The 11331-nt window shown below is 57.8% G+C and carries 9 protein-coding genes and 1 tRNA gene; 7 read left to right on the top strand and 3 right to left on the bottom strand.

Going from position 1 to position 11331, the window contains the following annotated elements; translation table 11 throughout:
• The 3 genes from B5F22_RS09510 to B5F22_RS09500 all read right to left on the bottom strand — a co-directional run.
• A partial coding sequence (locus tag B5F22_RS09510; RefSeq protein WP_204210577.1) for a hypothetical protein occupies window positions 1-221 on the bottom strand: 221 nt, incomplete at its 3' end.
• Between the two features lie 144 nt (window positions 222-365).
• On the bottom strand, window positions 366-620 hold the full coding sequence (locus tag B5F22_RS09505) for a pro-sigmaK processing inhibitor BofA family protein (RefSeq protein WP_087233755.1): 255 nt from the start codon (window positions 618-620) through the stop codon (window positions 366-368).
• Window positions 617-853 (bottom strand): DUF2508 family protein, encoded by a 237-nt coding sequence (locus B5F22_RS09500; protein WP_087233758.1) that lies wholly within the window; start codon window positions 851-853, stop codon window positions 617-619. The genes B5F22_RS09505 and B5F22_RS09500 overlap by 4 nt, the downstream gene beginning before the upstream one ends.
• A 440-nt stretch (window positions 854-1293) precedes the next feature.
• Between B5F22_RS09500 and B5F22_RS09495 the strand changes: the two genes are divergently transcribed.
• The 7 genes from B5F22_RS09495 (at window position 1294) to B5F22_RS12055 (ending at window position 11186) form a co-directional block, all read left to right on the top strand.
• Window positions 1294-3036, top strand: coding sequence for a Na/Pi cotransporter family protein (locus B5F22_RS09495; RefSeq protein WP_087233761.1), 1743 nt, complete (start codon window positions 1294-1296; stop codon window positions 3034-3036).
• 197 nt (window positions 3037-3233) lie between these two features.
• Complete coding sequence (locus tag B5F22_RS09490; protein WP_087392377.1) at window positions 3234-5231, top strand: toprim domain-containing protein; 1998 nt, start codon at window positions 3234-3236, stop codon at window positions 5229-5231.
• Window positions 5232-5245: 14 nt separating this feature from the next.
• Window positions 5246-7492: a DNA gyrase subunit A gene (locus tag B5F22_RS09485; RefSeq protein ID WP_087392376.1), complete on the top strand. Its 2247-nt coding sequence runs from the start codon at window positions 5246-5248 to the stop codon at window positions 7490-7492.
• A gap of 12 nt (window positions 7493-7504) precedes the next feature.
• Window positions 7505-8368, top strand: coding sequence for a YitT family protein (locus B5F22_RS09480; protein ID WP_087392375.1), 864 nt, complete (start codon window positions 7505-7507; stop codon window positions 8366-8368).
• A 32-nt stretch (window positions 8369-8400) separates the two neighbouring features.
• Window positions 8401-9483 (top strand): hypothetical protein, encoded by a 1083-nt coding sequence (locus B5F22_RS09475; RefSeq protein WP_087392374.1) that lies wholly within the window; start codon window positions 8401-8403, stop codon window positions 9481-9483.
• 76 nt (window positions 9484-9559) lie between these two features.
• Window positions 9560-9635 (top strand) — tRNA-Gly (locus B5F22_RS09470).
• Window positions 9636-10505: 870 nt separating this feature from the next.
• Window positions 10506-11186: a hypothetical protein gene (locus B5F22_RS12055; RefSeq protein ID WP_143482227.1), complete on the top strand. Its 681-nt coding sequence runs from the start codon at window positions 10506-10508 to the stop codon at window positions 11184-11186.
• Window positions 11187-11331: the final 145 nt, after the last annotated feature.

The raw sequence follows: 11331 nt of genomic DNA, 5'->3' as shown, positions 1-11331 counted from the left end.
GAATCGGAGGGGTCCGGCTCCTGGGTGGGAGTGTCGGAGGCCGGGGTCTGGGGGGTGTCCGTGGTCTGACCCTGGGGCAGCCAGCTGGGCAGCGCCCCGCCGTTGTTCAACGCCAGCAGGTATCCGCCGCCGCCCACCACCAGGATGGCCAAAATACACACGATCAGTTTCAGGAAGGTGCTGGCGCCGCCGCCCCGTCCCTGATATCCTCTATATCCCATGCGGTTTCGTCTTCGCACCGAAACCACCCGCCTTTCTCATCTGGAGTCTCTGGGGGCAGCGCTGGGCCGCCCACCGTGCCCCTTATTCTACCACACCTTTCCCAGCGATTCCACCGACATTTTGTAGATATTTTCCCGCCCCCCTCAGCGGAACACCCACTGTGTCAACATGAGAAGCCCAAATCCTGGAACTCCCAGCACCCCCAGCACCAGGCCGTTGAGGGCGTTGAAGCCCAGGTACACCCCCAGGCTGGGCCCGATGCCCTGGAGGCCCCACAGCACCGCCATGGCCACCCCCCACCGCACCGCCAGCTTCCCCAGCAGGCGCAGGGGGCGGCGGAAGATCGCCAGCAGCATCAGCGCCCCCAGGGCCACCCCCAGCCACAGCCCCCAGCTCATCGCAGCCCCTCGTCGGCGGCGTCCAGGCGCTTGACCTGGCGCACCAGGTAGGAGTAGCGGCTGCGCAGGGCGTTGATCTCATACACGCAGGCGTCCACCAGGTCCGGGTCCGAGTGCAAATTGAACTGGGCATAGGCCTGGTTGAGCTGCACCCGGGTCTGGGCCACCCCCTCCATCAGGCACCGGCGCTCCTCCAGCCTCACATTCCTCCCCCGTTTTCTTCCCACCGTCATAGGGCATCCTCCTTTGGTTTTTTGTTCCAGATTCTCTCCCAGTTTAAGCGAAATACATAAAAATTATTCCAGACCGGAAAAACTCTCCTAATATGGAGCCTCGCAGAGTTCCGTCACCTGCAGGTGGCGGAATCCATTGAAATCTCGTCATTTCCGGGGACATGTGCATCGGAAATGACACCTCTCATGGCGGACGGGGTGACTTTTTCGCAAGAAATCGAGCCCCATCCGCCATGCAATCCCCCACTCAAAGAAGTCCTGGGACTTCTTTGAGTGATTAAAAATTATTCCTCTGCTGGCGGTGTGGTTATAATACGGAAAGGAGTGGCGGCTCTGGTATCAGATTTTTGGGACACACACTCTTTACACTCCGTTTACGTGTATGTTATACTATGACCAGTTATGTCCAAATTTGAAGAAAAAGATTGAGGTATGCGACTATGGATTTATTCGACGTCCTGACGATGTTGGGCGGCCTGTCCCTGTTCCTCTTTGGTATGTCCATTATGGGCGATGGACTGGAGCGAGCAGCGGGCAACAAGCTCAAAACCATCCTGGAGCGGCTCACCTCCAGCCCCATCAAAGGCTTCTTCCTGGGCCTGGTGGTCACCGCCATCATTCAGTCCTCCTCTGCCACCACGGTGATGGTGGTGGGCTTCGTCAACTCCGGTGTGATGAAGCTCAATCAGGCCGTGGGTATCATCATGGGTGCCAACGTGGGCACCACGGTGACGGCCTGGATTCTGTCTCTGTCCGGCATTCAGGGCGACAGCTTCTTTATCCAGCTGCTCAAGCCCACCTCCTTCTCCCCCATTCTGGCCGTCATCGGCGTGGTGCTGTATGTATTCCTCAAGGACAACCGCAAGCGGGACATCGGCGCCATTCTGCTGGGCTTTGCCACCCTCATGTTCGGCATGGACACCATGTCCGGGGCTGTGGCCGGTCTGAAGGACGTACCTGAGTTCACCAACATCCTGCTGATGTTCTCCAACCCCATCCTGGGCGTGCTGGCTGGCGCGGCTCTCACCGCCATCATCCAGTCCTCCTCTGCCTCTGTGGGTATCCTGCAGGCCCTGGCCTCCACGGGTGTGGTGACCTTTGGCTCCGCCATCCCCATCATCCTGGGCCAGAACATCGGCACCACCGTCACCGCCATGCTCTCCTCGGTGGGCGCCAACAAGAACGCCCGTCGGGCTGCCCTCATTCATCTGTATTTCAACGTCATTGGTACCATTACCTTCCTCATTTTGTTCTTTATCCTGCAAGTCTTCATCCCCATGCCCTTCCTCAACGACAGCATCAACGAGTTCTATATCGCCGTGGTCCACACGGTGTTCAACGTGGTGTGCACCCTGGCCCTGCTGCCCTTCAACAAGCTGCTGGTGAAGCTGGCCTGCGCCACCATCAAGGAAGAGGCCAAGGAGCCCGAGGTCATGCTGTTGGACGAGCGCCTGCTGGTCACTCCTCCCATCGCTCTGGAGCAGTGCAACAAGCTGGCCATCGGCATGGCCAACCTGGCCAGCACCTCCGTCCAGCGTGCCCTGGGCCTCATCACCTCCTACAACGAGGAGGACGCCAAGCTGGTGTGCGAGGTGGAGGATCAGCTGGACCAGTACGAGGACCAGATTGGCTCCTACCTGGTAAAACTGTCCACCAAGACCCTGTCTGTGGATGACAGCCGCGCCGTGTCCCTGCTGCTGCACTCCATCAGCGATCTGGAGCGCATCAGCGACCACGCCAAGAGCATCCAGATCTCCGCCCAGCGGATGCACAACAAGCACAATCAGCTCTCCGGGGACGCCAAGGAGGAGCTGCAGGTGCTGGCCAAGGCCGTCACCGCCGTCACCAAGGAGACCGCCAAGAGCTTCGCCGACGACGACAGCAAGCGGGCCCGGAAGGTGGAGCCCATGGAGCAGGTGGTGGACCACCTGTGCTCCAACATGAAGGCCCGCCACATCAAGCGTCTCCAGGACGGGGCCTGCCGTGTGGAGCAGGGTATGCTCTTCACCGACGTGCTGGGCGACTGCGCCCGCATCTCCGACCACTGCTCCAACGTGGCCGCCGCCATCATCGAGCTGCACCACGACAGCTACGACACCCACCAGTACCTGGGTGACCTGCGCAGCGACCCCGAATTTAAAGAGCTGTACCAGGAGTACCTGGCCCAGTATCCCCTCCCCTAAGCAAATCGGTAACATGCACGCATTTCCAACCGCCGCAGCCACAGCGCTGCGGCGGTTTTGTTTGCACTCCTACGCGCGAACCAGTGAAGAGTGAAAAGTGAAGAAGTGGAAGCGGCAAAGCCGCTTCCTTGACGGGGGCCAAACCTTGCGCTATAATTAAAATGAAATGATATGCTCATACAAAAGTAGGTGCAACTATGGCAAAAGCCAGTGTAAAGACAACATATGACAACCAATCCATATCTTCCCTGAAGGGTCCGGACCGGGTGCGCAAGCGCCCCGGAGTCATCTTCGGCTCCGACGGACTGGACGGCTGCCAGCACGCCGTGTTCGAGATTCTCTCCAACGCCATCGACGAGGCACGAGAGGGCCACGGCAGCCAGATCATTGTCACCCGCTACCAGGACCACTCCATTGAGGTGGAGGACTTCGGCCGGGGCTGCCCCGTGGACTGGAACGAGGCGGAGGGCAAGTACAACTGGGAGCTGGTGTTCTGCGAGCTGTACGCCGGCGGCAAGTACAAAAACGGGGACGGGGACAACTACGAGTACTCCCTGGGCCTCAACGGCCTGGGCTCCTGCGCCACCCAGTACGCCTCCCGCTACTTTGACGCCACCATCTACCGGGACGGCTTTAAGTACACCCTCCACTTTGAGCGGGGTGAACTGGTGGGCGAGATGATCAAAGAGCCCGCCGACCGAAAAAAGACCGGCTCTAAGTTCCGGTGGCTGCCCGACCTGGACGTGTTCACCGACATCGACATCCCCCTGGAGTACTACACCGACACCTTGAAGCGTCAGGCGGTGGTCAACGCCCCGGTCACTTTCCGGCTGCGCAACCAGATTGGGGCCAACCGGTTTGAGACCACCGACTTCAAGTACGAAAACGGCATCATCGACTACGTCACCGAGCTGGTGGGCGACCAGTCCCTCACCCCCCCGGTGTTCTGGCAGACCGAGCGAAAGGGCCGGGACCGGGCGGACAAAGCAGATTATAAGGTAAAGCTGTCCGTGTCCTTCTGCTTCTCCAACACGGTGAATCTGGTGGAGCACTACCACAACTCCTCCTGGCTGGAGTACGGCGGCGCTCCGGAAAAGGCCATGCGCTCCGCCTTTGTCTCCGCCATTGATTCCTGGCTCAAGCAAAACGGCAAGTACCAAAAGAGCGAGTCTAAGATCACCTGGGCGGACATTCAGGACTGCCTGGTGCTGGTGAGCAACAACTTCTCCACCCAGACCAGCTACGAAAACCAGACCAAAAAGGCCATCACCAACAAGTTCGTCCAGGAGGCCATGACCGAGTTCCTCCGCGCTCAGCTGGAGGTCTACTTCATCGAGAACCCCTTTGACGCCGAGAAGATCGCCGGACAGGTGCTCATCAACAAGCGCTCCCGGGAGACCGCCGAAAAGACCCGTCTGGGCATCAAAAAGAAGCTGTCCGGCTCGGTGGACATCTCCAACCGGGTGCAGAAGTTCGTGGACTGCCGCACCAAGGACGTGTCCCGCCGGGAATTGTATATCGTGGAGGGCGACTCCGCTCTGGGCGCCTGTAAGCTCAGCCGAGACGCCGAGTTCCAGGGCATCATGCCCGTTCGTGGTAAGATTCTCAACTGTTTGAAGGCCGATTACGCCAAAATCTTCAAAAGTGAGATCATCACCGACCTTTTGAAGGTCATGGGCTGCGGCGTGGAGGTCAAGGACAAGCACGTCAAGGACCTGTCCGCCTTCGACCTGTCCGCCCTGCGGTGGAACAAGATCATCATCTGTACCGATGGCGACGTGGACGGCTTCCAGATTCGCACCCTCATCCTCACCATGCTCTACCGCCTCACCCCCACCCTCATCCAAGAGGGATACGTGTTCATCGCCGAGTCCCCCCTGTACGAGATCACCTGTAAAGAGAAGACCTGGTTTGCCTACTCCGACCGGGAGAAGGCAGAGATCTGCCAGCAGCTGGACGTTGAGAAGAAGAAGTACGACTTGCAGCGGTCCAAGGGTCTTGGTGAGAACGAGCCGGACATGATGTGGCTGACCACCATGAGCCCGGACACCCGGCGGCTCATCAAGGTCATGCCCGAGGACGTGGAGCGCACCGCCCAGGTCTTCGACCTGCTGCTGGGGGACAACCTCCAGGGCCGCAAAGATCACATTGCGGAAAACGGCTACAAATATTTAGACATGGCAGACATTTCATAAAAGGACGGAATCAAATGGCTAAGAAGAAGTCCCCCGCAGAGGGGGCAAAGAAGAAGACAAACCCCAACGTCATGGGACTCCACGCCCAGGTGCTGGAGCAGCCCATCACCCAGACCCTGGAGCTGAACTACATGCCCTACGCCATGTCGGTGATCGTCTCCCGGGCCATCCCGGAAATCGACGGCTTCAAGCCCAGCCACCGCAAGCTGCTGTACACCATGTACCAGATGAAGCTGCTCTCGGGCCCCCGCACCAAGAGCGCCAACGTGGTGGGCGCCACCATGAAGCTCAATCCCCACGGCGATGCCGCCATCTACGACACCATGGTGCGCCTGTCCCGGGGCTACGGGGCCCTGCTCCACCCCCTGGTGGACTCCAAGGGTAACTTCGGCAAGGTGTACTCCCGGGACATGGCCTGGGCCGCCTCCCGATACACCGAGGTGCGGCTGGATGCCATCTGCCAGGAGCTGTTCCGGGACATTGACCAGGACGCCGTGGACTTTGTGCCCAACTACGACGGCAAGCTCCAAGAGCCCACCCTGCTGCCCACCACCTTCCCCAACGTGCTGGTGGCAGCCAACCAGGGCATCGCCGTGGGCATGGCCTCCAACCTGTGCGGATTCAACCTGGGCGAGGTGTGCGAGGCCGCCATCGCCCGGATGAAGAACCCGGAGGCGGACCTGCTGGCCATTTTGAAGGCCCCGGACTTCTCCACCGGGGGCCAGCTGCTCTACGACCAGAAGGCCCTGGAGGACATCTACCGCACCGGCCGGGGCAGCGTGAAGCTGCGGGCCAAGTGGAGCTATTCCAAGAGTGAAAACCTCATTGAGGTCACCGAAATCCCCTATTCCACCACCGTGGAGGCCATCATTGACAAGGTGGCGGAGCTCATCAAGGCGGGGAAAATCCGGGAAATTTCGGACATGCGAGACGAGACGGGTCTGGACGGCCTGAAAATCGCCATTGACCTCAAGCGTGGCACCGACCCGGACAAGCTCATGGCCAAGCTCTTCTCCCTCACCCCCCTGCAAGACAGCTTCTCCTGCAACTTCAACATCCTCATTGCGGGCATGCCCCGGGTGATGGGAGTGGGCGAGATTCTGGACGAGTGGACGGCGTGGCGGATGGACTGCGTGCGCCGCCGCACCTACCACATCTGCAAGAAGAAAGAGGACAAGCTGCACCTGCTCCGGGGTTTGAAGCAGATTCTGCTGGACATTGACAAGGCCATCGCCATCATCCGGGAGACGGAGGAGGAGGCGGAGGTGGTGCCCAACCTGATGATTGGGTTCGGCATCGACCAGATTCAGGCCGAGTACGTGGCGGACATCCGGCTGCGCAACATCAACAAAGAGTACATCCTCAAGCGGGTGGAGGAGGTCTCCACCCTGGAAGAGGAGATTGCGGACTTGCGCGACCTGATGAACTCCCCCAAGCGGATTCAGAAGGTCATCATCACCGAGCTGCAACAGGTGAAGAAGAAGTACGACACCCCCCGGCGCACCGAGATCATCTACGAGTACGAGAACCTCTCCGCCGAAAAGGCCGCCGCCCAGGAGGCCCCGGACTACCCCGTCCACGTCTTTCTCTCCCAGGAGGGGTATTTTAAAAAGATCACCCCCCAGTCGCTGCGCATGAGCGGAGAGCAGAAGTACAAGGAGGGGGACGGCCCCTACCTGCACTGGGAGGGGAGCAACCGGGACGAGCTGCTGGTGTTCACCGACCGCCAGCAGTGCTACAAGACCCGCCTGTCCGACTTCGACGACTCCAAGGCCAGCATTCTGGGCGACTACCTGCCCACCAAGCTGGGCATGGACCCAGAGGAAAAGGTGGTGTGGGCCTGCTGTCCCGGCGACTACTCCGCCCACCTGCTCTTCTTCTTTGAAAACGGCAAGGCCGCCCGGGTGGAGCTGGGGGCCTACCAGACCCAGACCCGGCGGAAAAAGCTTACCACCGCCTACTCGGACAAGTCTCCCCTGGTGTCCGCCCTGGTACTCAGCGAGGACACCGAAATGGCGGTATGCTCCACCGAGGGGCGCTGCGTGGTGTTCCACACCGCCTCCCTCACCCCCAAGTCCACCCGCTCCACCCAGGGTGTGAACATCATGACCCTGAAACCCAAGTACAAGGTGGAGTGGGCCAAGCCCCTGAGCGAAACCACCATTGTCAACGCCCCCCGGTACCGGGCCCGCTCCCTGCCCATTGCCGGTGCACTGCTAAAGGAAGAGGACCGTGGCGAGACGCAGCTGTCTCTGCTGTAACAAGGAGAAGCTATGAATGTAAAGAAAAATCTGTGGGCCATTCTGGTCATCACCTTCGCCTCCGCCATCTACGCGCTGGGCTTTGTGTGGTGCTTTGCCCCCAACAACATTGCCTTCGGCGGCATCACCGGCGTGGCTCAGATCATCAACCACTTCATCCCCGCCTGCCCTGTGGGTATGACGGTGATCGTGCTCAACATCCCCCTGTTTATCCTGGGCTGGAGGTTCATTGGCGGGCGGCTGCTGGTGCTGTCTCTGTACGCCATGTTTATCTCCTCGGTATTCATTGACATTCTCACCCCCCTGTATGACTGGCAGCCCATGGAGCCTCTGCTGGCCTGTATCTTCGGCGGCCTGCTCATGGGCCTGTCCCTGGGCTTTGTGTTCCAGCAGGGCGCCACCACCGGCGGCACCGACCTGGCCGCCCGGCTTCTCAAGCTGGTATTCAAGTGGCTGCCCATGGGCAAGCTGCTGCTGGCCGTGGACCTGATCGTAGTGGTGTCCGTGGCCCTGTCCTTCCAGACCATCAACACCGCTCTCTACGGCCTGGTGGCCCTGTACATCTCCACCCTGGCCCTGGACGGCGTGCTCTACGGCATGGACACCGCCAAGGTGGCCTACATCATCAGCGACCACAACGAGGAAATCCGCCGCACCCTGGTGGAGGACCTGGACAAGGGTGTCACCATCCTCCACGGCCAGGGCGCCTACACCGGGGCGGAAAAGCAGGTGCTCCTGTGCGCCTTCAAGCAGCGGGAAATCGCCACCATCAAGTCCGCCGTGAAGGGCCTGGACCCCAACGCCTTCCTCATCGTCTGCGACGCCCACGAGGTGCTGGGCGAGGGCTTCCAGGTGTATCACTCCGACGGACTCTAAGCCGCCCCACCTGGGGCAAAGGAGGGAGACTCATGAAAGTACGACTGCTGGCCCTGGGCCTTGCCACCGCCCTCACCCTGTCCGGCTGCACCGCCATGCTGGAGCGCAGCTACGTCTCCTCCGCCACCCACCTGGACTACTCGGTGACGGACGACTCCTCCATCCTGCGGGTGGAGAACTATCAGGGCCTGGTCAACGCCCTGCTCTACTTCGTCAATCAGCATTCCACCAGCGGCACCCTGCGGCTGTACAACTACGCCGGGGACGTGGAGTCGGACTTGGAGCGCGCCTGCAACGAGGTCATGACCGAGGACCCCCTGGGGGTATTCTCGGTGCGCTCCATGAAATATGACAGCACCCGCATTCTCACCTACTATGAGGTGGATGTGCGTATTGTCTACTCCCGCTCCGCCCAGGTGGTGTCCTCCATTCAGTCTGTGGCGGGCCTTTCCGGGCTACGGGGCGAACTGACCCGGGTCATCTCCACCCGGCAGTCCCAGAGCATCTCCCGGGTAAGCTACTTCTCCGGGGACGCCGCCGCCGTGGAATCCCTGTTCTGGCTGGCCTTTTACAGCAACCCCCAGACCGCTCTGGAGCCTCCCAAAATCTCCGCTTCTCTCTATCCCGAATCCGGGGCCCAGCGCATTGTGGAGCTGACCCTCACCTGGCCGGACACCCAGATTGACCTGGAGGAATACGCCAAATCTCTGGAGACTCTGGCGGGCCAGTTGCTGGAGGAGTCCGCCCAGACCCCCTACACCCTGGAACAGCTCACCGGCCTGGTCCAGAGCGTGGCCGCTCCCTCCACCACCGGCTCCCTCACCGCCCTGGACGCCCTGTCCGGCAAGCCGGCCAGCGACCAGGGGCTGCTGCTGGGCCTGGAGGCCCTGCTGCAAGAGGTGGGGATGGAGTACACCATGGTTTTGGGCTCTCAGAACTCCATCCGCACCCTATGGCTCATTGTGGCCACCGACCACGGCTATCGCCACCTGTTGGCCCAGTCCCTCCACCCGGACCAGCCCCTGAAGCTGTACACCGACCAGCAGATGACCGATCAGGGCTACACCTGGTCCACCTCTCTCTATCCCGCCTGTCGGGAAAACAGGGAGGAATAAGGAAAAGTTTTTTCGAGAAACTTTGAATTTTGTGTTGACAAAAGGGATGATATCTGGTATCATCCCTTTTGTTGTCGCGAGTGTAGCTCATCTGGTAGAGCGCCACCTTGCCAAGGTGGAGGTAGCGAGTTCGAGCCTCGTCACTCGCTCCATAGTATGGAGATATGCCTATCTGGGTATATCTCCATTTTTTCTTGTCTTAGCGAACTCGCTACCTCCACCTTAACTTGAAATCTGAGGTTGGGGGCCCCGCAAAAGCCATGGGCTTTTGTGGGTACGGAAGCGGGTTCGAGCCTCGTCACTCGCTCCAAAAAAGAAGGTCTGACGTAAGTCAGGCCTTCTTTTTTGGTATCCGTAAGTTATTTCAATGCTCGCCGGAAGTCAATTCCGGCTGCGCCAAGGTTTTCGCCTCAGGCGAAAACACTTGTACGGCGCACCTGCGCCGCCCCGCCTTGCGGGGCCCCATGGAGACGTACCTGTTCGGGTAAGTCTCCATTTTTCTTGTCTTGGTGAACTCGCCCTCCTCCATCGGCTCCCTTGTGTAAAGGGAGCTGTCAGCCGCAAGGCTGACAAGGGGTTGTTCTTCTAAAAGGCCTAGTTCAGGCTTGCCAGCCTGGTGGGGACGCTTCCCGCTGGGGGTTTCTTTTGAGCGGGCAAAAGAAACCAAAACCCGCTTAGGGCGTTCCCCCCTAAGTACCCCCCTGGGGTACGAGGCTGGAACTGCGTCAATCCCACCGTCGGCCCTGGCCCCGGTGGGGTCACATAGATAGCCTGGCAAGTCTATGGAAAGCGCCCCTTCTCTGTGAGTCTGTGCCTCTGTTTCCAGGGCCTCACCCTGGTGTGCGGCGTTGCCGCCGCCGGGAGTGTTAATACTTCCTATAGTGGCACCAATCACATTTTTTGGTTTCTTTGGGTGCCACCACGCAGTGTGTGACACCGGAAGGAACTGAGCTGATGCTACTAATCCAGCAAGTGCTGACTAAGATGGAAACTATAATAGAATAGGCAATTCAGAATTTAACTTGGATATTAAGGTATACTACATGTTTACAAAAGCCCACTTACATGTTACTATTAACGATAAAGATAGCTATGAAAGGGGAATTCTTATACCAATGTGCACAATATCAGAGAAAGAATATGATAAGTTGATTCAAAAATTATCGTTTTATGATACAACGCGAAATGCTTTATTGACATTTTCATTTACGGCCGTATTAGCTGTTCTTGGGGTAGCATTAACGGTAGAGCTTAATATAGTTAGTAGTTGTGTGTGTTTAGTGCCATTTCTTTTGATAATTCCATTTTCAGCTCGAATTTCTTATTATAGATTAGCTAGTGCTCATATCAATTCATTTCTGAAGCTTTTTGCAACAAAGAATATGCAGTTTGAAATCGGTACTAGTACAGTAACGGAAAATCAAATACCTTCTTATAAGCTATTGGCATGGCTCGTCAATCATGAAATGTTTTTACTAGGCATTGCAACCAGTTGTATTTTTTATATCAATTACATTCCTTTCGTAATAAAATCATTTAATTTTTGGATTGGTATAGTTATAGTAATTCCTATACTGTTAAACTTATTTGTCTTCATTATATGCGATTCTACATATAGTTATAAAAATTTAATGACTAAATTCACTCATGAATGGATGATATATGATCAAAATAGAACCACCCAAGACAATGTAATAGATTAGCTGATAACTAGCAAATATAGATATGCTACGCTCGAATATTTAGCAACAGATATAGATATTACCTCACTTTTTATTTCTAAACACTTAAATTCAACAAAGATATAATAAGGGTCACTTAAGGAGTTGCTACAAGGCCGACATGCTC

Source organism: Pseudoflavonifractor sp. An187 (genome assembly GCF_002160275.1).
In the GTDB taxonomy this organism is placed as follows: Bacteria; Bacillota; Clostridia; order Oscillospirales; family Oscillospiraceae; genus Enterenecus; species Enterenecus faecium.
The sequence above is the reverse complement of the archived record's forward strand: the minus strand, read 5'-3'. Positions and strand labels throughout refer to the sequence as shown.

Excerpts from the sequence above, each read along its gene's own strand:
- B5F22_RS09480 (WP_087392375.1), top strand. The coding sequence starts at position 7,505 with ATGAATGTAAAGAAAAATCTGTGGGCCATTCTGGTCATCACCTTCGCC.
- B5F22_RS09500 (WP_087233758.1), bottom strand. The coding sequence starts at position 853 with ATGACGGTGGGAAGAAAACGGGGGAGGAATGTGAGGCTGGAGGAGCGC.
- B5F22_RS09495 (WP_087233761.1), top strand. The coding sequence starts at position 1,294 with ATGGATTTATTCGACGTCCTGACGATGTTGGGCGGCCTGTCCCTGTTC.
- B5F22_RS09485 (WP_087392376.1), top strand. The coding sequence starts at position 5,246 with ATGGCTAAGAAGAAGTCCCCCGCAGAGGGGGCAAAGAAGAAGACAAAC.
- B5F22_RS09475 (WP_087392374.1), top strand. The coding sequence starts at position 8,401 with ATGAAAGTACGACTGCTGGCCCTGGGCCTTGCCACCGCCCTCACCCTG.
- B5F22_RS09505 (WP_087233755.1), bottom strand. The coding sequence starts at position 620 with ATGAGCTGGGGGCTGTGGCTGGGGGTGGCCCTGGGGGCGCTGATGCTG.
- B5F22_RS09490 (WP_087392377.1), top strand. The coding sequence starts at position 3,234 with ATGGCAAAAGCCAGTGTAAAGACAACATATGACAACCAATCCATATCT.